We start from the raw sequence: 25661 nt of genomic DNA, 5'->3' as shown, positions 1-25661 counted from the left end.
TCGTTAAAACTGCACTTTATTATGCAAACAAAAAGCAGATATTTATTATAATCTGCTTCACTAAAAAATATTTATATTGTGTTTTTTATACTTAACTCTCTTCACTTTCTTGTTTAATTTGCTCTTCACTTAATCCAAGATGATTTCGAAGTGTCTTGCTAAGTTCACCTACACGCTTTGTATCTGGATTATAATAGTAGACCCGTTCTCCTTTCGGCCCATTCGGTAAATATAAATCATCCCCAGCTAATTGAATTTTCTCTATCGAAGCATTCAATCCATATTTATAAAACGACAACATATCATCTAAAGCTAGATTCGTTTTCAAATCACCATCTGCAGCATCAATCATCTTTCCTATTTTCGTAACAGATCCTACACTTTTTAATTTTGTTAAGATTGCTTCCATGACGAGCTGCTGACGCTGTCCTCTCATAGCGTCACTATCAATATGACGTGTTCTTGCCAGAGCAAGTGCTTGTTCACCAGTTAATGCTTGCATTCCTTTTTTCAAATGAATCGCATCAGGTTCATCTTTACTATTTTGCTCCGAAAATTCAATTGGAACATCCATTTCAATACCACCCAAATCATCGACAATTTTTATAAATGACTTAAAATTGAATTTCACAAAATAATCAACCGGTACATCTAATAGTTTTTCTACTGCTTCAACAGACGCTTGTGGTCCCCCATCTTTTCCATTCTTTACAAAACCTCTGCCATAGGCATGTGTTATTTTATCTTTTTTCTTTTCAATTGGAACATATGTATACGTATCACGTGGTATACTTACTAATTTGACTGTCTTATTATCCTTATTAAAAGTCGCTAGCAATAATGCGTCCGTATGAAATGCCCCATTATATTCTTTTTGACGCTCCTCATTCTCGTCAATCCCCATAATCAACAGAGAAACATTATTAGTTATCGGCTTTACAACTTCCTCACGCAAATCAGATTTCTCACCACGCGCTAGACTAAGAGAAGCTTTTTGTACCACATTTGAAGCTTTATTGTATAAATACGCACCATATCCAATCGTACATACAAGCAGCGCTCCTAAGCACACTCCGATTACCTTTCTTTTTCCAAACTTTCTTTTATTCTTTTTTTCCCGTGAACTCAAATGATTCTCCATATTATTTCCTCCGATATTTATTGTTTTCTATAAATCAAAAATTAGCAACATCGCAATTTCTTTACTAATCCAATATATTTTTCAGCTTTTCGTATGACGAAACATCTTTTTGAAATAGTCTTTTATCGATTCCCTTATTTATTTGTATATTTTCTGTAGTGATAGAATACTGAATCATTCCTTTATCAAAACTAAGAAAATTCAACATAATTCCCGTATTTTTCTCAACAATCATTTCAAACTTCCCCCGTAAGTCCTCTGATACACTGACAGGCATCTCTATATTTATAACACCCTCTATTTTGTAGCAGTCTAATCCAAGATACTTTATCTCCTTGAAATTCCAATCTTTATAACGAATTAACAAATCTGCAAACTCAGATTGAATACTATATGTAGCCAACCCAACATACTCACCATCATATCGTTTTTTTTCTCCCCTTTTATTAAAAGCTCTTTCTGTCGGAGTTAATTTTATTAAGTCCTGATTTCTCGTTTCTGGCTTCCAATTCTCTTCTTTATAAGTAGCATCTTTATCATAAAATTCTTGTTTTTTTCCATTTCCATATAAAACCGTCATTTTTTTTGCCTGACGATCTTCTTTAGAAGAAATTCCTCTCTTATTTTCTGTGTCAATGACATATTTATAAGTTGTAATTAAACGCGATGAACTAGAATATTCCTCAAATTTCCCCGATACATTTTTAAAATAATCAATTGAATCAAGCATTTTTTTATGAAGCTTTTCTTTCTCTGGATAACTCACATTAGATTTTGTTTCTTCTTCATTTTCATAATCTGAAAATGCTTTTTTCGTTATATATTCAAAAACGCCACCTTTTTGCGCAAAACTTTGCCTAGAAAATTCAAACATAGAAACGAGTGATACTAGCATAATTGCTGCAGTAACGACCATAAACTGAATTTTATTAGACTTCTTTCTAACAGGAATATCATGTAGTGTTTCATTAATTTTCTGCTCCAAATTCTTTGGGAGTATTACCCTTTCTCGTTCTATCTGTTTTTTCAACTTTTTATCAAACAATTCATCTTTATCCAACATATACAACACCTCCTATTCCATTTCTAATTGTTTTTGGAGTTGTTCTCTTGCTCGCGATAGCCTTGACTTCACTGTCCCTTTTGGGATTTCTAGCAATGTTGCAATTTTTTCTTGACTCATATCTTCATAGTAATAAAGTACCGTTACAGCTCTCAATTCTTCATTTAAGGACTGGATCGCATTGTGAAGGTCTATATTTTCATAGGAATCAAAAGCTATCATGTGGGTGCTATTCCCTTCTATCGTAATTACTTTTTTTCGTAATCGTATCATTTCATTACATTGATTAATCAAAATTCGAATAAACCAAGTTTGGAAAAATTCATCAGTTTTAAGATTTTTTATATTTTCATAGGCTTTTAAAATTGTCGTTTGTATTGCATCCTCTATATCCGCTTCATCATATAGCATCGCTTTAGCTATTCGATAGAACTGCATTTTATATGTATGTATTAAAGAGACAAATGCTTCGTGATTTCCTTTTTTAGCTAAAGAAACCTCGCTCTCTTCTTTCACTATCTCTTTATATAAAGGTATTCCTTTCACTGTCTGCCCTCCCGTTTTATATCGTCTACTAGAACTTTACACTTATTAGATAAATTAGTGGGATAAAAGGTTCACTTTTTTTGAAATATTTTCAAAATAAAAAGATAGTTAATTCCTTTACGAACTAACTATCTTTTAAACTCTATGCATTTATAAAGGTAAATCCCTCTTCTTAAAAGAAACAATTGCTACTATAAAAATACAAATTGCTCCGCAGAATAATGCTATGCTTACTGGCCATATGTTATATGTCCCTTCCACAATTTCTTTCGGACGAAACAGCGTAAATAATGAAATATTTCTCATCCATTCTAGCTTATCACTTAATTTCCCTACCATATCTAATACATAAAATAAAATGGTTACACTAGCAGAAAGACTAATGGCCTTTCTTTCATCGTTACATATACAAGAGAATAAAAAGGAATAGGCACTGACTACTAAAAATATGAGACCTCCAACTACATTCATCTTAAAGAACAATTCTCGATTTAGATGATCGTCTTTTAAGAACCATTCTGCTCCTAAGACACCAGCTCCATAGGTCGCAAGTATAATGATTACTAATCCTAGAATAAGAACTACTCCTTGCGTGATTGCAATTTTCACTCTAGATACCGGTGTTGCCAACAAATAAGCCATCGCTCCTTTGTCTACATGGCGAGCCATTACATGCGTAGCAACCGTTACACTAAAAACTGTCAATATAATAATAAACAACATGCCATAATATTCACCGGCTAAAAAATCACTTACATTTTGAATCGAATTTTCCATACCAACAATCTTTTTCACACTATCTGGCATAGCATCGATCATTTCATTTAACCCTTTCGCAGATACGAGTGATGGAAATATCCAAATTAGTAACCATAAATAAAGAGCTGCACCAATCGTATAACTCCATATACTTTTTTGATTTTCCTTAAAGCTAGCTAAAAACAGCTGTTTATTCATGTTTCACAGCCTCCTTTGCATCATAATAATGCATAAATAAATGCTCTAAGTCCATTGCTCTCGTTTGAAGTGCTTTCACATTATATTGTGAAAGTATTTGTAATACTTCTTGATAATTTCCCTGTACAATAACGGATGCTGTGTTTCCCTTCACCACTTCTAATTGTAAATTTTCCTTTTGTAAAGAATGTATTTCCTCTTGAGACGAAACCGTTATATCCATTACCTGTCTTCTCATTCCCTGTAAATCATGAATATTTTCCACTGTTACAAGGCGACCGTCCTTAATAATAGCTACCCGATCACACGTCCGCTCAATCTCTGTAAAAATATGAGATGACATAAGAATTGTCTTTCCTTTTTGTTTTTCCTCTAGTATTAAATCTATAAATGTTTGCTGCATGAGCGGATCTAAGCCTGACGTTGGTTCATCTAAAATTAACACTTCTGGATTATGCATAAATGCAGCTACAATGCCAACCTTTTGTTTCATCCCTTTAGACATTTTACGGATCGGTGTTTTTACATCAAACTGCAATCTTTCAATGAGTTCATCACGTCTCTTTGTATCTTTCAATCCACGCATACCTTGCATCAGTTTTAAAAATTCTAATCCATTCATTCCTTCTATAAAAGAAATTTCTCCTGGCAAATAACCAACTTCTCTTTGAATTTTTGCAGCCTCATTCCAGCAGTCTAATCCGAAAATTTCTGCGTGACCAGTAGTTGGCTTTATAAATCCCATTAAATTACGGATCGTTGTTGATTTCCCTGCACCATTGGGTCCCAGATATCCAAATACTTCTCCTTCTTTCACTTGGAATGAAATATCAAATAAACCTTTTCCGTTTGAAAATTGTTTTATGACATTTTGGACTGAAATCATTATTCCACCTCATTTTTTGAAATATTTTTTGTTCTATATTTCAAAATTATTGTACGCTTCTCCTTTGAAATTGGCAACAACTTTTTGAAATATTTTTATGCACATATTTCAATTTTATTGTTTTCATCTTTATTCTCTTGTATATTTTTAATGAGGTGATTAGATTGAACGGTTTTGAAAAAGTAAAAGAAAAGAAAAAACGTGCCATTAAAGCTGCTGCATTGTCATTATTTTCAGAGCGTGGATTTAATGAAGTAAAAATAGAGGACATCGCCAAAAAGGCAAAAGTATCACAAGTTACCATTTATAATCATTTTGGGAGTAAAGATGCGCTTTTTAGGGAGCTTATTCAAGAATTTATGACAACTGAATTTCAATTTTATCAAGAGATAGCAGCTGAAAATATGCCATTTCAAGAGATGTTTCATAAAATGATACGCCGTAAAATGGAAAGCGGGAGTTTATTTCACCCTGACATGCTGTTGCAAGTAATGCAAAAAGATGCCGAGTTGCGCGAGTTTATCCATCTTTATCAAACTGAAACAGTTATACCTTGGTTTCTAAAAATATTAGAACAGGCACAACGTAAAAATGAAATTAATCCCCATCTTTCAAAAGAAATGATATTATTATACATTCAAATGTTTAGTAAGTTCGGAGAAGATTACGGTGCACAGCTCTTGGAAAAGGATCGTGAAAAACATATAAAAGATATTGTTACGCTGTTTTTCTATGGGCTTTCTAATCCTGAGAATATGAATTATACAGATTAAAATAATAATTTGAATGGATTTATTAAGATTAAAGGGGAATATTACATGCCACATGAGAAGCTTTTTTATGAAGTAATTTGTATGAAGTTGTAGACAAATATTTAAAGTATACGTAAGCATATCTATCGAATGAAACGTATATTTCAATCCCAAAAATCATAAAAAAGACACGAAATCGTGTCTTTTTTATGATTTATAATGAAATAACTCTACCTGTTTCACTACTTTCAATAGCTGCTTGAATAACACGAATAACTTGTAAACCCTCTTCAGCTGTTACAGGAACTGGAACTCTATTTACAATACTATCTCGAATCCCCTTGTAATACATTTCATAGCATCCCACTTCTGTTGGAATACACTTTACTGCTTCTTCTGTTTCTAAAACAGCAAACTTACTTTCACTATCTTCACCATATCCATTGTCACCTGGCTTCATACCAGTTTTTAGTTGATCTTCTTGTGAATCCATACCATATTTTACAATCGAACCTTGATCCCCATGAACACTAAAGTGAGGTCCTACATGTTTCACATAACTACTACTGTGTAAAATAACACGCTTCATTCCGTAATGAAGTACAAGATGGAAATAATCATCCGTTTCTGCTCCAGGTCGTTGTTTTACTACATCTGCACTAACAGCTTCTGGTTTTCCAAACAAATGTAATGCTTGGTCGATTAAATGTGATCCTAAATCATATAAAATCCCTGACCCTGGTAAATTCTTTTCACGCCAGCGGTCACGTACATGAGGACGGAAGCGATCAAAATGCGCTTCATATGTATACACATTTCCAATTTGTTTCTCCGCAATTACTTTCTTTATTGTTAAGAAGTCATTATCAAAACGGCGATTATGATACACACTAACAAAAACATTATGTTCTTTCGCAAGTGTAATAAGCTCTTCTCCTTCTTCAACTGAAACAACAAACGGCTTTTCTACAACAACATGTTTCCCATGTAAAATTGCTTCTTTCACAAATGGAAAATGCGTTGTATTTGGTGATGTAATAACAACAAGGTCTATATCATCTCGTCTTACCAATTCTCCAATCGTTTGAACCACTTGTACAGTCGGTAATGCTTCTTTCACTACCTCTTCTTTTGAAGATACAATCGCACGAATATCAAATTCATCTATCGTTTTTAATAAAGGGATGTGAAATGTTGTACTTGAAAATCCAAATCCTACAATCCCTACGCCTATTTTTTTCATATACTTCCTCCATCTATGATAACGATTTCACAATTATTATATCAATTTTTCTTTTATTTACATAACTATTTGCTCATTCTTAGACTGGTTAAAATAAGGTAAAAACCTTAAGAAGTGGAAATTTCTTCATACCCACTGCTTATTAGCCGTTACCTAAATAAACAATAAGCTACATTCTTATAAATGACTGTAGAGAGAATATTTACTTAATAGGCATCCCCCAAAAAAGATAAGCCTATTTTTAATTTATCTTATTTACTTTATTCTTCTATAAGATTTTATAAAACCGAAATTTTCTCAATATACAAAACAAAAACATAACTTATAATACTCTTGAGCTACTCATTTTTTTACATTCTATTTTCTAAGAGTATTTATTACGTTATTTTTATCTATTAAACAAGGAAGGTCGAAATCATGGACAATACAAAAAAACTAGAATACATATTGTTTAGCAGCTGGTGTGTTTCTTTTATTGTAACCCTCAGTAGTTTGTATCTGTCTGAAATATGAGCCCTGTACATTATATTGGTATCAACGTATTCTCATGTATCCACTAGTTCTTTTACTAGGAACAGCTATTATACGCAAAGATTATAGAATTGGAATTTATAGTTTCGTTCTCGCTATCATTGGTGCATGTATAGCTCCCTATCACTATTCTCTTCAAAAAATTCCATTTTTATCTACAAACGGAACATCATGTAGGAGAATACCTTGCACAGGGGATTATTTAAATTGGTTCGGATTTATTACAATTCCATTTCTCGCTCTAATAGCCTTTCTTATTATTATTATTTGTGGCTGTACTCTTATTAAAATAAGCAAGGAGAGAAACAGTATATGAAAAAAATGTTTTTTTTCATCATTACTATTTTTTCAATATTTACACTTATTTTTTTTCTAACCAATAAAGGAACAAAAAGTGAAAAGACCATAAGTGCTGAGAAGGTAAATTATTATACAAATCAAATCACCCCTGAACAATTGCAACAAGATTTATCCAATCACAAAACAAAAGTAGTTTATTTCTACAAGACGGCCTGTCCGTATTGCCAAAAGATTTCTCCAATTGTAGTTCCTATGGCCAAAAATATGAATATCGATATGCAAGTTTTGAATCTAGAAGAGTATAAACAAGGTTGGGATATGTTTCAAATAAAAGGAACACCCACCATTATTTCTTACAAAGATGGCAAGGAAATGAATCGTATATTAGGCGAACAGTCTTTACAAACGTTTCAAACATGGTTTAAAAACAACAAATAGGAATTTTCATTTACCAAAAACACCATTTTCTCAAGTTTATAACTAGAGTATTGATAAAGAGACGAACATTTGCCTTATTTTAACCATACATTCTATTCATTTATAAGGGAGTAAAAGGGCTCTCCCTCATGCTTATCAATCTTGCATAAAGGATGATTTTATTTGGTAAGTATGAGGGGGATTCCCCACTTGCACTAAAATATAATTTATTAGGAGGTAACATGTATGTTTAAAAAAGTTGCATTATCAATTGCTTCAGTAGCAGTCGCAGGTTCAGTTTTATTCGCAAGCCAAACGGTGACGAAAGCTGAGTATTATCCAGTACAAAAAACTGGGTCTGGTTTGGATCTTCGTACTACACCAACAATAAATGGTCAACGGACCCAAACAAATATTCCAGATGGGAAAAAGCTTTGGTTATACTGCTATGTAAAGGGAGAAACTTACATGGGAACTAACGTTTGGGATTATGTAGATGATGGCGGCTATGGTGGTAGTACAGATTACGGCTATGCTCCGGATTATTTCATTAAAACAGGCTCATCTAGTCCAGTTGTTGGATATTGCAATTTTTAATTTAGAAATAAAGAAAACAGCCTCATCAGGCTGTTTTCTTTTACATAGTAATCTCAGTAGTCGTTACTGGGCTCACTTCATTTTTCGTTTGCTGATCTCGTACCACATCAGTAATTATTTTTACGGATTTCACATCATTTGGAGCCTGCGATAAGAAACAGATAAGTGTAAACTTCATTTTCTCCTTCGCATTTAAGCTTCTATTTTTTGGATCCGCATTCATTTTATATACATCTACTTGTTCACCACTACTGAAAACAAGTGTTTGAAAAGGCCCTTGTTCTAAATCAAGTACTTGATCTGAGGTATTTTCTAAAGTGGTTGTAAATTGTACTGCATTCATTTGCTCTGTACTTAGTCCTCTTTCTTTTAAGTTGTATTTCCCAATTTCACTTACTTCTGTACTCTGAATTACCTTGATTCTTTCTACTTGAATATGAAGAGGTCCTGCTTCTATCCTTGTATTAGGCTCACTTAATTGCTTTAGAATCACTGTTCCAAGTGGATGCTTTGCTTCTTGTCCTACTTGTGTTAGCGGTTCTGTATAAGGCTTAGCTTTTACATTCGTTTCAGCTATCGGAGCTTTTTTAGGATCAGATTCTACCTCTTTTTCACTATTTGTTTGATTAGAACAAGCAGATATAAATATACATACAGATACAGTCATTAAAAAGGAATATACTTTTTTCATTTATGGACTCCTTTATTACAGAATATAGTTCATACATTTGTTACCGTTCCATCGTTCTTACGTCATTGTAAATTAATAGTTTGAATTTTTAAATATTTAATTCAGGAATTTATGTAATTCTTTATTGAGAAAATTTATGTCAGGATACTCATTTCGTACAACAGGCATTTTATAAAGTAAAATGGTGGGTTTCTTCATCCCCTACTGATGGTTAGTTAAACCAATCGGACATTTCATCTCTTACTTCTGTGCTTTTCACTGAATTTTGACGTGAAAGTGCTATTGTCCGTTCATGCAGGAGAACCCTAAAATTTATTAAACTTCAGGATTCCAATAAAAAAACCATGCTCTATATAATATAGAACATGGTTTTCACTAATCAAATGTATATATTTAATTAGAATTCTTACTATCGTTTACTCACTCTGTCCGTTTCTTCGTCCACGTCTCCACTACTTCACCCGTATCGCTAACATCTAACACTAAACTACCGTTACTATACCGGTCTTTATTACGAAACGCTTTTGGATCAATCTCTTCTACAATCTGTTTTTCCGTTTTCATATAAACGAGTTCATCTTCATGAACAACTTCAATACCGACAATACGGTACGGATTACGTTTTAATTCTTTAAAGATAACAAGACCGCGCTTCGCCCTTGTTGACTTCTCAATCTCGGAAGCCTTCAATCTTTTAACCGCGCCTCGCTGCGTGACAAGAATTAATTGATCTTTTTCACTATTTAACGGTTTACCAGAAGCAACATAGTCATCTTCTTTTAAATTAATCGCTTTTACACCAGCTGCTCTTACACCAACTGGACTTACCTCTTCTTCACTAAAAATAAGTGCATATGCACCGTATGTTGCAAGAACAATATCAGTTGTTCCATCTGTTGCAAATATATCTACAACTTCGTCCTCTTTTTTCAAGTTTACAGCAACAAACGCCCTTGAATAACGCTGTACTTTATACTGATTTAATTCTGTTTTCTTAATCATACCGTTCCGCGTCACAAATACGATAAATCGCTTTTCTTCCTCAAAATTCGGTACAACGGTCGCCCAAATTAATGTCTCATCTCGTTCAAGTGAAACTATATTCGCAACGTGCTGACCTAAATCTTTCCAACGAATATCCGGCATTTCATATACAGGAAGATAAATATAATTTCCTTTATTCGTAAATAAAAGCACTGTTTCTGTTGTATTTGTATCGAAACGTTCGAGTAAGATGTCGCCTTCTTTCATACCGAAGTCTTTCCCATTCGATGCATTATGCGAACGCCAACCTGTTCGTTTCACATAACCTTCTTTCGTTACAGTAACGATGACATCTTCTTGCGGAATCATAACTTCCACATCGATTTTAATTTCTTCAATTTCCTCTTCAATAACAGCACGGCGATTATCGCTATACGTTTTCTTTACTCTCTTTAAGTCTGCTTTAATGACTTGAAGAAGCCTTTTCTCACTTTGTAAAATCGCTTGTAATTCTATAATTTTCGCATCTAGTTCTTCTGCTTCTTTCTCTAGTGCTGTAATATCCGTATTTGTTAAACGATATAATTGCAGTGACACAATCGCTTCTGCCTGTGCTTCTGTAAATCCGAATTTTGCACTTAAATTGTCTTTTGCATTACGTTTATCTTTAGATGCTCGAATTGTTTCAATTACCTCATCTAAAATCGATAATGCTTTCATTAAACCAGCCACAATATGCTGACGGTTTTCTGCTTTTCTAAGCTCATATTCTGAACGACGTGTAACTACTTCTTTTTGATGTCCAATATACGCATCTAAAATCTTTGGTAACGTCATAAGTGTCGGACGGCGATGATTTATAGCCACCATATTGAAGTTATATGGAACTTGTAAATCAGTATTTTTATATAAGTAATTTAAAATACCCTCTGCGTTTGCTTCCTTTTTTAATTCCACAACAATACGAAGTCCTGTACGATCCGTCTCATCACGTACTTCAGCAATTCCATCTAGTTTTTTATCTAGACGTAATTCGTCCATCTTCTTAACTAAGTTCGCCTTATTTACTTCATATGGGATTTCTGTAATGACAATTTGCTGTTTGCCACCACGAATCGTTTCAACTTCCGCTTTTCCGCGAATGATGATTTTTCCCTTTCCTGTTTCATACGCTTTTTTAATTCCATCAATCCCTTGAATAATACCACCTGTTGGAAAGTCAGGTCCTTTCATAACTGTTAATAAGTCATCTACCGTACTATTCGGTTTATCAATGCGCATCATCGTAGCATCAATTACTTCTCCAAGGTGATGCGGGGGAATTTCAGTTGCATATCCAGCTGAAATTCCTGTTGAACCGTTTACTAATAGATTTGGGAACATTGCTGGCAAGACAACAGGTTCTTCACTTGTATCATCAAAGTTTGATACAAATTCTACCGTTTCTTTATCAATGTCGCGAAGTAACTCAGAAGCAATCGGCGATAAACGAGCTTCTGTATAACGCATCGCTGCTGCTGGATCACCATCGACACTACCGTTATTTCCGTGCATTTCAACTAAAACGTTACGCACTTTCCAATCTTGGCTTAAACGCACCATCGCTTCATATACAGAAGAATCACCGTGTGGATGATAGTTACCAATAACGTTACCAACTGTTTTAGCTGATTTACGAAACGGTTTATCGTGTACATTTCCTTCTACATACATGGAATATAAAATACGGCGTTGTACAGGTTTTAAACCATCACGCGCATCCGGTAATGCGCGATCTTGAATAATATATTTACTATAACGTGCAAAGCGGTCACCTAACACGTCTTCAAGCGGGAGGTCATGAAACTTCTCTGCTTGCATGTTATTCCACCTCCGTCTCCATAATCATTTCACTCTCTAAAATATTACCTTCTTCTTGCATACCAAACTGGACATTACGCTCAATCCATTTTCGACGTGGTTCTACTTTATCACCCATTAATGTTGTAACGCGACGTTCTGCTCGTGCTGCATCATCGATTTTCACACGAATTAATGTCCGCGTTTCTGGGTTCATTGTCGTTTCCCACAGCTGATCAGCATTCATTTCACCGAGCCCTTTATAGCGCTGTAGTATATATCCTTTACCGACTTTTTTCGTCACACCATCTAATTCTTCATCTGACCATGCATATTCAATTACTTCGCTTTTCCCTTTTCCTTTACTTACTTTATACAAAGGCGGGAGAGCAATAAACACTTTACCTGCTTCAATTAACGGCTTCATATAACGGTAGAAAAATGTAAGTAATAGCACTTGAATATGTGCGCCATCTGTATCGGCATCGGTCATAATTACGACTTTATCATAATTAATATCCTCAACAGCAAATTCGTTTCCAACGCCACCACCGATTGCATAAATAATCGTATTAATTTCTTCGTTCTTAAAAATATCAGCAAGCTTTGCTTTTTCTGTATTAATTACTTTACCACGAAGTGGCAGAACTGCTTGAAAACGACGGTCACGTCCTTGTTTGGCGGATCCACCCGCAGAGTCACCCTCCACTAAATATAGTTCGTTCTTCTGTGGATTACGTGATTGCGCAGGTGTTAACTTCCCGCTCAATGTGCCTTCTGAACGTTTTTTCTTCTTGCCAGTACGAGCTTCTTCCCTTGCTTTACGTGCTGCTTCACGAGCTTGCGCTGCCTTCATCGCTTTTTTCACAAGAAGTGTTGCTACATCTGGATTTTCTTCTAAAAAGTATGCTAAGTGTTCGGATACAATCGCATCTATAGATGAACGGGCTTCACTTGTTCCAAGCTTCCCTTTCGTTTGACCTTCAAATTGTAGTAAATCCTCCGGTACACGTACAGAAACAATTGCCGCTAACCCTTCGCGAATATCTGTACCTTCTAAATTTTTATCTTTCTCTTTTAACATCGAGACTTTACGAGCATATTCATTAAAAACACGTGTCATTGCTGTTTTAAATCCAGCCTCATGTGTCCCACCGTCTTTCGTACGTACATTGTTTACAAATGAAAGAATGTTTTCTGAATAGCCATCGTTAAATTGAAATGCAAGCTCTGCCTCAATCCCATTTTGTTCACCAGCGAAGTAAACAACTGGATGGATTGAGTCTTTTTCCTCATTTAAGTACGTAACAAATGCTTCAATTCCTGTTTCATAATGAAATACGTCTTCTAAATCATTTCGTTCATCTTTTATAGAGATTTTCATTCCTTTTAACAGAAAAGCAGATTCACGTAATCTCTCACATAACGTTTCATAGTTATAATTTATTGTACTGAAAATAGATGGATCGGGTTTAAAATGCATCGTTGTTCCCGTTTGTTTCGTTTTCCCGATTTTCTCCAGTGTCGTTGCAGGAACACCACCATTTTCAAAACGTTGTTCATATATATTTCCATCACGCTTAATAGTTACAACGAGCCATTCTGATAAAGCATTTACAACCGATGCACCAACACCGTGTAAACCACCACTCGTTTTATAACCTCCCTGCCCAAACTTACCCCCTGCATGAAGTACAGTTAAAATAACTTCAGGTGTAGGTTTTCCAAGTTTATGCATTCCTGTAGGCATTCCGCGCCCTTTATCAATAACGCTAATACTATTATCTTTATGTATTACGACAGAAATCTCGTCACCAAATCCCGCTAATGCTTCATCAACGGAGTTATCTACTATTTCGTATACTAAATGATGCAGTCCGCGGCTGTCCGTACTCCCAATATACATACCCGGACGTTTTCGCACAGCTTCAAGACCTTCAAGCACTTGAATTGCATCTTCGTTATATTGAAATTGATGCTTCGCCAAACTCCTTGCCCCTTTCCAAATCAAATCAGAACATATGTTTCTATTATAGAATAACGCCTTAACCATACTTTTGGCAAGTTGTGTTATGTCTTTTATATACTATTTTCAATAGAAAAATCCTTGTTTTTTCACAAGGATTCCTCTAGGCTACTATTTCAGAAAAATAATCGTTTGTCAACGAAAAATGGATATGCATTCCAATTACAAACCCCACCATTTGGCAATTACCCAAATGACAATTATCCAAAACGGGATAACAAGTAGTAATCCCCAAAAACAGCCTTTAAAAAATCTCATGATGAACACCTCGTTCATCTGCCCAGTTTAAATACTCCTCCTGAGCTGAATCAATCTTTCATTTACGATGACTATACTACTTTGTCATGGCATGTTCTACTTTTATACATCGATCCATAATAACAGTATAGTCTTTTTCCTTTAATAACTTATATGTATCTTCATCTTGTACTCCTAATTGTGCCCAAAAAACATCGGCTTCAATCTCTACAAATTCCTTTGCCACATCTAATAAAAATTCGGAACGTCGAAATACATTTACAATATCAACATGCTCTTGAATATCTTTAAGAGAAGCCACGGCCTTTTCTCCAAGTACTACATCAACAGCAGGATTTACTGGAATAATACGATATCCCGCCTCTTGCATCGCCTTTGAAACCATATATGATGTACGTTCTGGTTTATCAGATAATCCAACAACCGCAATTGTTTTACTATTCTTCAATACTTGACCAATTTCCGTACGAGTTGGGTTTTCAATTATCATATTAAATCCCTCCTATTCTTTTAGTATAGCCGATAAAGAAAGTCTCTTTCAATACGAAAGAGACTTTCTTTATTAATTCTTAGCAGAAGAGTTATCTGCTAGTGTAACTGTTTTCGTCATTTTTTCACCATTTCGATAGAATGTAACTTCAACTTTATCGCCAACTTTTTTCTTTTCATATAAATATTTACGGAATTGAAGTGAATTTTCTACTTTTTGACCATCTAATGCTACAACAACATCATACTGCGCAAGCCCTGCTTTCTCAGCTGGTGAAACAGAATAAATTTTACTTAAGAGGACGCCATTTGTAACATCTTTTGGTATCTTTAATTGACCTAACGCATACGGTGGTAAATCCTCTAAAGATGCAACACCTACCCCCATCGCTGGACGTTTTACAGTTCCATCTTTCTCAAGAGATTCCATAACTGGTTTTGCTAAATTAATTGGAATAGCAAAACCAATTCCTTCTACTTCTTGCTGTGCAATTTTACTAGAGTTAATCCCGATCACTTCACCGTTTTGGTTAAATAAAGCACCCCCACTGTTTCCAGGGTTAATTGCTGCATCTGTTTGAATAACTTGTGCTTGCCAATCCGCCTGTTTGTCACCATTAATATCCACTGGAATTTCACGTTCTTTACTACTAATAATCCCTTCTGTCACACTACCATCAAAACCTAGTGGATTTCCAATTGCAATTGCAGGTTCACCCGTGCGAATTTTACTCGAATCACCAAGCGTTGCCACTTTATCAACGTTAGATCCATCAATCTCTACAACAGCTAAGTCTAACCATGGATCTTTCCCAACTAATTTTGCATCTACTGTTTTCCCATTACTTAGTTTCACTGCCAGTTTATTTGCTCCATCTACTACGTGATTATTCGTTACGATCAGAGCTTTGTTTCCAGATTTTTTATAAATTACACCCGATCCTGATCCAGCCTCTTGTTCTTGACCTGCTTGCTCCATTGAAAATGGATCCATAGTCTTTTGCATGTTGATAACACCAACCACAACATCTTTTGCTCCTTCAATCATACCAGGTAAATCTATTCCATCTTTTGCTTTATTTGACACCGGAACTATCGTACCCTCTACTTTCGAATTAGAAGTTGAAACCGTCCCATTTTCATTTGTCCATGGCATATATGGTGCTGCAAAACTAATCGTAACCGCTCCGACAATTGCTCCAACTAAACCTGTGAAAAAATAGCCTTTTTTACTGCTTGGCTTTTTATTTTCCCTCGTTTCACTATGCTCTTCATTCATATTTGGTCCGTCATAATATCCCATAATTGCTATCCCCTCTCTGCTGAATTCGTATTTTCAGTATAGGCACGTTTTGTGTCCTTCTTGTGAACTCATCGTGAAATCCAATTTAAAAAATACTCTTATTCATTATTGTAGACAAAAAATCGATAATTTGCACATTTTTATCTACAAAAGAAAGGTTAATTTCCCACCACACTAATTGCGGTTATAAAAACAAAAGGAGACCTCCACTCGTTTTCTCCCTTTGCTTTCTATTTAGCATAGAGCTAAATAAGCTCCGACCACTTCTATCCACGGACGAATCCTCTCTTCCAACACAAAAAGAATAGTTTTCTATCGTTTTTTCAATTTGTATTTAAGGATTATTCCTCGAACTTATACCCCACTCGAATAACAGTCCCAATATGTTTTGCTTTCTCACCTAACTTATTACGCAATTTTTTTATATGTGTATCTACAGTACGATCATCACCATAATAATCGTATCCCCATAATTGATCTAATAAATGCTGGCGTGATAATACAATTCCTTTATTCTCCATTAAATACACAAGGAGTTCAAATTCTTTATGCGTTAATATGATTTCTTCTCCATTTACCGATACTGTACGTGAAAGGCGATTCACATCGATTCCAGCCATAGATAGTGCATTTTCTTCGGCAACTCCTACGGCTCCATCCGCACGCTTTAATAAAGTCTTCGCCCTAGCTACGAGTACTTTAGGACTAAAAGGCTTTGTTACATATTCATCCGCCCCAAGTTCAAAACCTAACAATGTGTCATCTTCATCAGAACGAGCTGTAAGCATAATAATTGGTACCGCTGATTCTTTTCGAATACGACGACATACAGACCAACCATCTATCTCCGGCAACATAATATCTAACATAATTAAATCAATTGTATGTTCAGCAAATAATTCTAACGCTTGTTTTCCGTCTTCAGCTTCAATCACTTCAAAACCTTCATTACGAAAATAATCACTAACAATTTCACGTAATCTTCTTTCGTCTTCAACAAGTAATACCGTTTTATTCATCTGACCTATCCCGCCTTTTTACTCTTTCAATCGAATAATACGTTGGTTGGAGCTTCCGCGAAACGGAAGTGTCAAGTCCCTCTTTTCAAACTCAAACCTTCCATCGACTAGAACATCTCCATAATGTAATAACTCTATCATATCATTATTTTGAGAACGCTGTATCTCTTCTAATGTATAACCTGTGTAAATCCATAAGTTTTTGTTCAAAGTCTTCACGACTTTTGCTACCTCTTTCACTTCGGCAGCTTGAAAAAATGGATCTCCACCTGAAAATGTTACATCAGTAAGCGCATTTTTGGCAATCTCTTTTATAATTTCTTCTGCAGTCATTTCCGTTCCATTGCACTTATTCCAAGACTTAGGATTATGACACCCGAAACAACGATGCGGACAGCCCGCAAAAAATACAACTGTCCGCAGTCCTTCCCCATCTACTACACTATCATGAATAATATTCATTACTCTCATTTGTGTTTCACCCGGTCCGCTTCTTCACTGCGCTTTGCACTATTCCATTTAGACATATCCCCTACAAGATAGCCCGTAATACGGCGAATTCTTTCGATTTGCTGCTCTTCTTTATTCCCGCAAATTGGACATTCATTATCAATTACACCGTGATAACTACAACATTTACAACGATCTACCGGGTGATTAATAGATCCATATCCAACTCCATACCGCGCCATTGCCTGCACAATTTGCTTCAATGCTTTTTGATTATGAACCGCCGCTCCGTCTAATTCAATATACGTAATGTGCCCCCCATTACAGAGCGCATGAAACGGCCCTTCTAACCGAATTTTATCAATCGCTTGAATCTGGTAATAAACTGGAATATGGAATGAATTTGTATAATAGTTATGATTTGTCACACCGCTGATCATTCCAAATTCCTCTCGATCTCTTTTTACAAACTTTCCTGATAATCCTTCTGCAGGAGTCGCAATTAAAGAGAAATTCAGCCTATGTTCTTCCGTCGCTTTATCCATTTTCTGTCTCATAAAGGTCACAATTTCTTTCCCAAGATGCCATGATTCTTTATCTTCCCCATGGTGCTTTCCTGTTAAAACAACTAAGCATTCTGCAAGGCCAATAAAACCAATACTTAACGTACCTTGTTGTAAAATTTCAGCAACGGAATCTTCAGGATTCAATTTTTCGCCACCCCTCCATACTCCTTGCGAATAGAAAAAGTGAAAATCCCTTGCCTTTTTCGTACATTGATAAGTAAACCTTTCTAGCAATTGACGAACACCAAGATCTATATAATTATTTAAAGCCCCAAAAAACGCCGCTTGCGATTTACTAATTAATGCTAATTTCACTAAATTAATAGAAGTAAAAGATAAATTCCCTCTACCAATCGCAGTCTCTTCTCCATGAATATTAGACATAACACGAGTACGGCAACCCATATAACATACTTCACTTTCTGGACGACCATCATAATACACTGCATTAAATGGTGCATCTAAAAATGAAAAGTTCGGGAATAATCGTTCAGCCGTCGTTTCTAATGCCAATTCAAATAAATCATAGTTCGGATCACTTTCTTCAAAATTAACACCTTTTTTTAGTTTAAAGATTTGAATCGGAAAAATCGGTGTTTCACCTTGCCCGAGTCCAGACTGCGTCGCTCGTAATAATTGTCTAATTAACAATCTGCCTTCTTTCGATGTGTCTGTTCCATAGTTGATAGAAATAAACGGAACTTGTCCACCACCTCGGCTATGCATACTATTAGAATTATGAATAAATGCTTCACAAGCTTGATACGTATCATTTTCTGTTTCTTTCCACGCAAACTCTTCTACTTGCTCTTTCGTAAGCGGATATGCCCCTAATCTTTTCTTATTTCTTTCAAATGTCTTTCTCACGTACGGAGCTAAATCAATGTCAAATAACGCAAATGATTGACCTCCGTGCTGCATATTTTGATTTGCCTGAAAAATAATCGATGAAAGTGCTAATGCACTTTTAATATCTTGCGGTTGCCTCATATGTCCATGCCCGGTATGAAATCCTTTTTCCAGCATCTGTGCTAAAGGAATTTGCGAACATGTTGTCGTACCTGTTGCATAAAAATCTAAATCATGTGGATATAATATATTATGATCTATTGCTTTTTTTACTTGCTCAGAAAGTAAATATTCCGTTGCATAATATTTTGCACTCTCAGATGCAAATGTTCCCATCATCCCCATAGGAGATCGCCCATCAACATTTGCATTTTCTTGCATTAAGTCTTGCTCATTCCCGTGGACAATTGTTTCAAAAATCTTCATTAATTCTTCTCCACGCGCATTTTGTCCTATCATTTTCCAAACCTCCAACAACATCTTGTTAATCTATCAACCAAATGATACAACATATAGTTTCTGTCGGTCTGTGAGAAATGTAACATTCTTGTGAAAGTTTTTTTAAGAAACTTTGAATTTTTCATTTACAAAAAAGAAATGTGCTCTTTACAAATGTATGGTACAATATACGGGAAAAACTCTTTTTACCCTTTATCAACACATTTGAATAAAGGAGACTGAACTTATGCTTATTACATATCTGTTATTTATCGTTGCCTATTTACTTGGCTCGATTCCATTTGCACTCGTTGTTGGAAAGATTGGCTATGGAATCGATATTCGCGAGCATGGTAGCGGTAATTTAGGAGGAACGAATACATTTCGGACGTTAGGGAAAAAAGCAGGTTTTATCGTTACAATTGCTGACATTTTAAAAGGAACATTAGCGACAGGTCTGCCTCTTATTTTTGCTTTAGATATCCACCCTCTTTGGTTCGGATTAGCTGCAGTGCTTGGGCATGTATATCCGATTTTCGCTAAATTCCGCGGTGGAAAAGCAGTTGCAACTTCTGCGGGGGTGCTATTATGCTATGCGCCTATTACCTTTGCAATATTAGCAGTTGTCTTTTTTACCCTTCTATTTACAACGAGATACGTATCTCTTTCTTCAATGATAACGGCTATTGTAGCTGTTATTGCATCAATTATTGACGGGGATAAAATCTTCATTGTTGCGATGTGTTTATTAGCTGGTCTAGTTATTTATAGACATCGTGCAAATATTGGACGAATTATAAATAAAACTGAGCCGAAAGCAAATTTAACAAAGAAACAAAAGTAAGGTTATGACCCACATAACGCAAAAAGAAAACGCAAAGCATATTAATAGCGTCTTTTTGCGTTATTTTTTATACTAAAGAAAAAGCAACATAACTTGGAGGAACTATACATGAATCTTTCCGTAACAAAAGAAGCAGCAAATTGGTATAAAGACGAATTAAACTTACAATCTGGCGATACACTTCGCTTTTTTGTACAATACGGCGGTTGCAGTACTGTGCAAAAAGGACTTTCTCTAGGAATCCGTAAAGACGATCCTGCTCATCCTGCTGTTCAAATTCAAGAAGAAGGTATTAATTTCTTCGTTGAATCGGATGATGAATGGTTCTTTGATGGGCATGACTTATCTGTTACCTTTAATGCTGAGGATGACTTCCCGCAATTTAATTATGTAAAATAAAAAAAACGTGGCATTACGCCACGTTTTTTTATTTTTTCTTAATTTCCTCATATTTCGCATACCACTCAGGATATAGTTTCTTAAAAGATACAGGACGAAAGCCATCTTTTTTCGCACAAATATTTGTTGTTGTAGCGGTAATACAAAGATCTCCATCCCCATTATAAATTTCATATCCATATATAACACGAAGTGGACTAACTGAATCAATCCACGTCTTCACAATCGCTGTTTCTCCATAGCGCATCGCTTTCCGGTATGAAATTTGTAAATCTAATACAGGAGAAATAATACCTTCCTTCTCCATTTCAATATATGAAAAGCCTAATTCTTGTATCAATTTTGTACGTCCTAATTCCAACCACACTAAATAATTCGAATGATACACAACGCCCATTTGATCAGTTTCCGCATAGCGGATCTCAACTTCATATTCTGCTACAAACATATCACAATCTCCTTCTCACTTCTGTTTCCTCGCATATATTTAATCATAATACAGTGAAATCAAAAATAAAATAGAAACGGTGGATCTTTTTACCGAAAGGGGCGAGTATATGATTCAAATTGTAACCGTTCGTAGCGGCGATAGCGTATATAGTTTAGCATCTAAATATGGCACTACCCCCGACACAATCGTAAAAGACAACGGCTTAAATCCAGCTGAAACTCTCGTTGTCGGTCAGGCACTCATTGTAAATACAAGAGGAAATAATTATTACGTACAACCTGGGGACAGCCTTTATCGAATTTCGCAAACATATAACGTTCCTCTTGCGAGTTTAGCAAAAGTTAATAATTTATCTTTAAAATCCACTCTCCATGTTGGTCAACAATTATATGTACCAAAAGGCTCCAAACAGACGATAGAATCTATTGCCTACTTACAACCTTCTACCATCCCAATTAAAGAAAGTTTAGTGGCTGCTACGCGGGCCATCAATCCTTATCTCACCTATTTAGCCTATTTTAGCTTTGAAGCATTGCGCGATGGAACGTTAAAAGAGCCTACTGAAACTGCAAGAATTGCTCAAATCGCCATGCAAGGTCAAACGATTCCAATGCTTGTGATTACAAATATTGAGAACGGGAATTTCAGCGCTGAAGTAACCTCTATTCTTCTACGAAATGCGACAGTTCAAAATAAATTCATTACTAATATTCTAGAAACCGCTAAAAAATATAATATGCGTGATGTTCATTTTGATTTTGAAAATGTTGCTCCAGAAGATCGCGAAGCATACAATCGATTTTTACGAAATGTAAAAACACGACTACCGGAAGGTTATACATTAAGTACAACACTTGTCCCAAAAACTAGTTCCAAACAAAAAGGGAAGTTTTTCGAAGCGCATGATTATAAAGCACAAGGAGAAATTGTTGACTTCGTCGTTATTATGACATATGACTGGGGATGGCAAGGCGGACCACCGATGGCTATCTCTCCTATCGGTCCTGTAAAACAGGTCATTCAATATGCAAAATCTCAAATGTCACCCAAAAAAATTATGATGGGACAAAATTTATACGGTTTCAACTGGAAGCTTCCCTTTAAAGAAGGGAATCCACCAGCAAAAGCAGTTAGTTCTGTCGCAGCCGTTGCACTTGCTCGTAAATATAATGTTCCAATTCGTTATGATTTCACAGCGCAAGCACCACACTTTAATTATTTTGATGAAAATGGTGTGCAGCATGAAGTATGGTTTGAAGATGCCAGATCTGTTCAAAGTAAATTTAATTTAATAAAAGAACAAGGCATACGCGGAATTAGTTATTGGAAAATCGGGCTTCCTTTCCCGCAAAACTGGCGTTTACTTACAGAAAATTTCTCGATCACAAAAAAGGGCTGACAACTATCAGCCCTTTTATCCATTATATTCAGTTTCATCTTTTATTTCGCTTTTCAATGAATCAATACTTTCTAAACGACGTTGATTTTTCGCTTCAATTGCAGCGCGATCTTTTTCATTCGAAAGTGCCGCTGTTTCTTTTGCCTCATTGAAATTATCAATTGTATTTTGCACCATTTCTTGTAGTTTTTCTACGTTATCACTGCGATCGTCTGGATTCGAATTGTATTGTTCTGGCATGCTGTTTCCCTCCTAAATTAAGATATACATACCCGATTAGCTTTCCAAAAACGAATGAGATTATGTATGCACATAAAGAAAAGGAGAATGAAAACATTCTCCTTTTCTTTAACCGTTATCAACAATCGGTTGTTTCCCTGTTTGGTCTTGCATTTGCTTCCCTTTATTTCCACCAGCTTTTTTTGACTGCGTTCCAATATGATCTGGTGTAAAATCTTTAGAATTCTTTTTTGGATTTCCCATACTACTCGCCTCCTTACCACTAGTATCATACTAGTGGTAAGAATTATTCAGCCTGCTTAAGAAGTTGCATTTCATAACGCCTTTCAATCCGTTCCTCAATTCGTTCAATTGCATCACGATCGCTTAGCAGTTGCTGCTTATTTTCCCTCACAAGTTCCTCAAATGTTTTCCTACGATTTCGTCTCATGTTGCTCATCCTTTCTCCTGCTCTTTCTTATTAGTCAGTATGAGCAAATGAAAAACTCTTTAATCAGATTTGCAAGAAAATTTTATGTTTTAGTAAAGAAAAGTTTATTGCAAATAAAAAAATCCATCAGCATTACTTTAATAACTGATGGATTTTTGAGCATTTTTATTATTTCATTATACTTAAATACTTCTCAATTTCTTCATCTGCATTCACTTTATTTTCTTTATACTCATTCAGTGCTTGCATCACTGTATCATAAACCTCTAAAATGTAATTTTCTAGCTTCACAAAATCTTCTAGACTTTCAACCATAATTCTCGTTATACCTACTTCACTTTTTAAAGCCGGTTCACATTTCAAACTCGGATATGCCTCTACTATTTCTTGTTCCGTCTTTTCGGTTAAGACATATTTCTTCCGCCCTTTTACCTTTAATCTTACAACTGGATAAAAAGCCTTTATCTCTAGATAACTTCCAACATTCACATGACGAACCCACTCTATGTCACGATTATGTTTCACAAGCATTTTTTTTATTAATGCATACACTGCATCTTCTTCAATTGTTTCTTTTTTCGTTTTCTTTTGGCCTTCCCCTTGCATGATTGCACATTTTTGATACACAGCGGCGCATGTCATACAATCGTCCAAAGCATTATGAGAACTTAAACGAATACCAAGCATTCTTTTTAAAGTTTCTAACTTATGGTTTGGGGCATGCTTCATATATTTTTTCGCTAAAAACACGGTATCGATTACGATATTTTTAGGCTCTGGCAATGTAAGCATATTTGCATTACTCTTTAAAAAACGCATATCAAACGAAGCATTATGCGCAACGATTGTATCATTACCTAAAAAAGCTACAAACAAAGGCAAAACTTCCTGAATCGTTGGCGCATCCGAAACACGATAATTTGTAATCCCTGTTAAACTCGTAATTCGGCTAGGGATAGGCCGTTCTGGATTTACAAAAGAAACAAATTGATCTGCTAATTCATGATTGCGGTACCTTACCGCTGCTACTTGAATAATCCGATCGTTATAAGGATTAAACCCTGTCGTTTCAAAGTCAATCACAACATAGTCTTCTGGCAATGATAAATATCTCACAACATACGCTCCTCAATTATTATCGTTACAATTTCTTTTATCATATCACGAACAAGCTATTTGATGAAAAAGAAAAGACAGAAATGGCCTTTTACCATTTCTGTCTTCTTAACATTATTTTAGTTTTGCACTTCGCTTCTCCATCTCTTTTTGAGTCATCGGTCCGATAAACTTATCTTGAATCACACCTTTTGTATCCACAAAATAAGAAGTTGGAATGGTAATCACTTTATATGTTGTCGTAACAGTTATATCCTTATCAAGTAAAACAGGGAAGGTGATACCTTTCTCTTCCGCGAACTTTTTCACTTTTTCTCCCCCATTGGCACCTTCGGAAACCGTATAATTTACAGCAAGTATTTCTACATCATCTTTATGTTTTTTATAAAAAGCTTCCATATCCGGCATTTCCTGCTGACAAGGACCACACCATGTTGCCCAAAAATTTAAGATGATTTTCTTCCCCTTCAAATCTGATAATTTCACCTTTGCACCATCTAATTTTGATAACTCGAAATCTGGTGCGACCTTCCCTACCTCAATTCCATTCTTTGCGATGACCCCTTTCATCGTTTCTTCACTTTTTACCGGTTCTTTCCTTACTTGTCCTTCATTTTTTCCAAATTGCACATATACTGCGTAACCAGCTAAACAAAGCAAAATGATAATAACCGTAAATTTCCGCCACATATACATCACCCTTATAGTTTGAGTCCTTGACTATATCGTTCAAAAAACAATGACTATACTTACTTTATTGTAGCTTATACGGACAACCTTGGAAATATTCTCCTTAAAAATAAACAGAAATTTCATATATTCAAGAAATTATTTCTATTTTATCCTATAAGTAGGAATACAAATAGTTTTAGGAGGCTGATTGCGTTTTAAAAAAAACACTATCCATTGGTTACAATATACACTTAACTTCTCCATCTTATAAAGACCCTAAAAAAAAGAAAAGTAGGTCGCATTTGTATTTATACAGCTATGGCATCACTTATTTTCTTCACTGTACTCGGATATATAACCTTTTATTCGCCGACAATTTCCCCTAGTTCATAACATAACTACTCACAGAAAGGATGAATACTATGGGAGAGCACCCAATTAGTAAAGAACTACGCTATATGCGCATCTGTTTAGTCATCTTAATTCTAGTCCTTATATTTTTTAACAAAGAAAGAGTTATTGAAGTTTCTACAAATCATGATCCTCCAAGAGTTGATATACCAACTAGTAATATGACACAAATTGCCGAAAATACATTCGCTTTACAAGAACATAATCCTGCTACTGACGATAGACATACAATCAAAATTTTCAAATATAACCCTGACACAAATAAAATTACATTAGTAAAAGAATTCAATACTGAGAATCCAAAGTCCTATGAATATCAACTGAATAAAGCAGAATGAACTTTAAGAAACCAGG

27 protein-coding genes and 1 pseudogene are annotated in these 25661 nt (G+C 35.3%); 8 read left to right on the top strand and 20 right to left on the bottom strand.

Features of this window, described 5'->3' with window-relative positions:
• Positions 1-91 precede the first annotated feature (91 nt).
• The 5 genes from ACX5JI_RS05945 to ACX5JI_RS05925 form a co-directional block, all read right to left on the bottom strand.
• Positions 92-1141, bottom strand: a complete 1050-nt coding sequence (locus ACX5JI_RS05945; RefSeq protein WP_459500138.1) for an LCP family protein — start codon at positions 1139-1141, stop codon at positions 92-94.
• A gap of 64 nt (positions 1142-1205) precedes the next feature.
• Positions 1206-2201, bottom strand: a complete 996-nt coding sequence (locus ACX5JI_RS05940) for an anti-sigma factor (RefSeq protein ID WP_459500137.1) — start codon at positions 2199-2201, stop codon at positions 1206-1208.
• 15 nt (positions 2202-2216) lie between these two features.
• Positions 2217-2750, bottom strand: coding sequence for an RNA polymerase sigma factor (locus ACX5JI_RS05935; RefSeq protein ID WP_459500136.1), 534 nt, complete (start codon positions 2748-2750; stop codon positions 2217-2219).
• Between the two features lie 150 nt (positions 2751-2900).
• Positions 2901-3707, bottom strand: coding sequence for an ABC transporter permease subunit (locus ACX5JI_RS05930; protein WP_459500135.1), 807 nt, complete (start codon positions 3705-3707; stop codon positions 2901-2903).
• Entirely contained in the window at positions 3700-4593 is an 894-nt protein-coding gene (locus ACX5JI_RS05925) for an ABC transporter ATP-binding protein (protein ID WP_459500134.1), read from the bottom strand. Before ACX5JI_RS05925 ends, ACX5JI_RS05930 begins: the two co-directional genes overlap by 8 nt.
• 137 nt (positions 4594-4730) lie before the next feature.
• Here ACX5JI_RS05925 and ACX5JI_RS05920 point away from each other — a divergent pair, with 137 nt between their 5' ends.
• On the top strand, positions 4731-5366 hold the full coding sequence (locus ACX5JI_RS05920; protein WP_459500133.1) for a TetR/AcrR family transcriptional regulator: 636 nt from the start codon (positions 4731-4733) through the stop codon (positions 5364-5366).
• Positions 5367-5559: 193 nt separating this feature from the next.
• Here the strand turns inward: ACX5JI_RS05920 and ACX5JI_RS05915 are convergent, their stop codons facing one another.
• On the bottom strand, positions 5560-6588 hold the full coding sequence (locus ACX5JI_RS05915; RefSeq protein WP_459500132.1) for an oxidoreductase: 1029 nt from the start codon (positions 6586-6588) through the stop codon (positions 5560-5562).
• A gap of 417 nt (positions 6589-7005) precedes the next feature.
• Between ACX5JI_RS05915 and ACX5JI_RS05910 the strand changes: the two are divergent.
• From ACX5JI_RS05910 to ACX5JI_RS05900, 3 genes and pseudogenes are all read left to right on the top strand, one after another.
• A pseudogene (locus ACX5JI_RS05910) lies at positions 7006-7435 on the top strand (disulfide oxidoreductase).
• A complete protein-coding gene (locus ACX5JI_RS05905; RefSeq protein ID WP_459500131.1) occupies positions 7432-7857 on the top strand; it encodes a thioredoxin family protein in 426 nt (141 codons plus the stop codon). Before ACX5JI_RS05910 ends, ACX5JI_RS05905 begins: the two are co-directional and overlap by 4 nt.
• A 225-nt stretch (positions 7858-8082) precedes the next feature.
• Positions 8083-8433: a hypothetical protein gene (locus tag ACX5JI_RS05900; RefSeq protein ID WP_459500129.1), complete on the top strand. Its 351-nt coding sequence runs from the start codon at positions 8083-8085 to the stop codon at positions 8431-8433.
• Positions 8434-8473: 40 nt separating this feature from the next.
• Here ACX5JI_RS05900 and ACX5JI_RS05895 read toward each other — a convergent pair whose 3' ends face one another.
• The 8 genes from ACX5JI_RS05895 to ACX5JI_RS05860 all read right to left on the bottom strand — a co-directional run bounded on the left by ACX5JI_RS05895 (position 8474) and on the right by ACX5JI_RS05860 (position 19366).
• Positions 8474-9124, bottom strand: coding sequence for a hypothetical protein (locus tag ACX5JI_RS05895; RefSeq protein ID WP_459500128.1), 651 nt, complete (start codon positions 9122-9124; stop codon positions 8474-8476).
• A 420-nt stretch (positions 9125-9544) separates the two neighbouring features.
• A complete protein-coding gene (gene parC / locus ACX5JI_RS05890) occupies positions 9545-11968 on the bottom strand; it encodes a DNA topoisomerase IV subunit A (RefSeq protein ID WP_459500127.1) in 2424 nt (807 codons plus the stop codon).
• A gap of 1 nt (position 11969) precedes the next feature.
• Entirely contained in the window at positions 11970-13934 is a 1965-nt protein-coding gene (gene parE, locus ACX5JI_RS05885; RefSeq protein WP_459500125.1) for a DNA topoisomerase IV subunit B, read from the bottom strand.
• 373 nt (positions 13935-14307) lie between these two features.
• Positions 14308-14721, bottom strand: coding sequence for a CoA-binding protein (locus ACX5JI_RS05880; protein WP_459500124.1), 414 nt, complete (start codon positions 14719-14721; stop codon positions 14308-14310).
• Between the two features lie 72 nt (positions 14722-14793).
• Positions 14794-16023 carry a S1C family serine protease gene (locus tag ACX5JI_RS05875; RefSeq protein WP_459500123.1) on the bottom strand — a complete coding sequence of 410 codons (1230 nt, stop codon included), beginning with the start codon at positions 16021-16023 and terminating at the stop codon, positions 14794-14796.
• A 341-nt stretch (positions 16024-16364) separates the two neighbouring features.
• Positions 16365-17042, bottom strand: a complete 678-nt coding sequence (locus ACX5JI_RS05870; RefSeq protein WP_459500122.1) for a response regulator transcription factor — start codon at positions 17040-17042, stop codon at positions 16365-16367.
• A gap of 18 nt (positions 17043-17060) precedes the next feature.
• Positions 17061-17513 carry an anaerobic ribonucleoside-triphosphate reductase activating protein gene (gene nrdG / locus ACX5JI_RS05865; protein ID WP_459500121.1) on the bottom strand — a complete coding sequence of 151 codons (453 nt, stop codon included), beginning with the start codon at positions 17511-17513 and terminating at the stop codon, positions 17061-17063.
• Positions 17510-19366, bottom strand: a complete 1857-nt coding sequence (locus ACX5JI_RS05860) for an anaerobic ribonucleoside triphosphate reductase (protein WP_459500120.1) — start codon at positions 19364-19366, stop codon at positions 17510-17512. Before ACX5JI_RS05860 ends, nrdG begins: the two co-directional genes overlap by 4 nt.
• Before the next feature lie 226 nt (positions 19367-19592).
• Here ACX5JI_RS05860 and plsY point away from each other — a divergent pair, with 226 nt between their 5' ends.
• Together plsY and ACX5JI_RS05850 are read left to right on the top strand one after the other, a co-directional pair.
• Positions 19593-20189, top strand: coding sequence for a glycerol-3-phosphate 1-O-acyltransferase PlsY (gene plsY / locus ACX5JI_RS05855; RefSeq protein WP_459500119.1), 597 nt, complete (start codon positions 19593-19595; stop codon positions 20187-20189).
• Positions 20190-20297: 108 nt separating this feature from the next.
• A complete protein-coding gene (locus ACX5JI_RS05850; protein WP_459500118.1) occupies positions 20298-20588 on the top strand; it encodes a HesB/YadR/YfhF family protein in 291 nt (96 codons plus the stop codon).
• 28 nt (positions 20589-20616) lie between these two features.
• Here ACX5JI_RS05850 and ACX5JI_RS05845 read toward each other — a convergent pair whose 3' ends face one another.
• Complete coding sequence (locus tag ACX5JI_RS05845; protein ID WP_459500117.1) at positions 20617-21036, bottom strand: acyl-CoA thioesterase; 420 nt, start codon at positions 21034-21036, stop codon at positions 20617-20619.
• 109 nt (positions 21037-21145) lie between these two features.
• On the opposite strand from ACX5JI_RS05845, the gene ACX5JI_RS05840 reads away from it, so the two are divergent.
• The gene (locus tag ACX5JI_RS05840; protein WP_459500116.1) at positions 21146-22438 is read left to right on the top strand and encodes a glycoside hydrolase family 18 protein; all 1293 of its coding nucleotides are present in this window, start codon (positions 21146-21148) and stop codon (positions 22436-22438) included.
• A 15-nt stretch (positions 22439-22453) separates the two neighbouring features.
• Here the strand turns inward: ACX5JI_RS05840 and tlp are convergent, their stop codons facing one another.
• The 5 genes from tlp to ACX5JI_RS05815 form a co-directional block, all read right to left on the bottom strand.
• Positions 22454-22678: a small acid-soluble spore protein Tlp gene (tlp, locus tag ACX5JI_RS05835; RefSeq protein WP_459500115.1), complete on the bottom strand. Its 225-nt coding sequence runs from the start codon at positions 22676-22678 to the stop codon at positions 22454-22456.
• Positions 22679-22786: 108 nt separating this feature from the next.
• Entirely contained in the window at positions 22787-22921 is a 135-nt protein-coding gene (gene sspN / locus ACX5JI_RS05830; protein WP_003199081.1) for an acid-soluble spore protein SspN, read from the bottom strand.
• Positions 22922-22964: 43 nt separating this feature from the next.
• Positions 22965-23108, bottom strand: a complete 144-nt coding sequence (locus ACX5JI_RS05825; protein ID WP_459500114.1) for an FbpB family small basic protein — start codon at positions 23106-23108, stop codon at positions 22965-22967.
• Between the two features lie 168 nt (positions 23109-23276).
• Positions 23277-24224 carry a 3'-5' exonuclease gene (locus ACX5JI_RS05820; RefSeq protein ID WP_459500113.1) on the bottom strand — a complete coding sequence of 316 codons (948 nt, stop codon included), beginning with the start codon at positions 24222-24224 and terminating at the stop codon, positions 23277-23279.
• Between the two features lie 114 nt (positions 24225-24338).
• Positions 24339-24914, bottom strand: coding sequence for a redoxin domain-containing protein (locus tag ACX5JI_RS05815; protein WP_459500112.1), 576 nt, complete (start codon positions 24912-24914; stop codon positions 24339-24341).
• Positions 24915-25318: 404 nt separating this feature from the next.
• Between ACX5JI_RS05815 and ACX5JI_RS05810 the strand changes: the two genes are divergently transcribed.
• A complete protein-coding gene (locus ACX5JI_RS05810; protein WP_459500111.1) occupies positions 25319-25645 on the top strand; it encodes a YmzC family protein in 327 nt (108 codons plus the stop codon).
• Positions 25646-25661 lie beyond the last annotated feature (16 nt).

The organism is Bacillus sp. C1 (assembly GCF_054570475.1).
The sequence above is the reverse complement of the archived record's forward strand: the minus strand, read 5'-3'. Positions and strand labels throughout refer to the sequence as shown.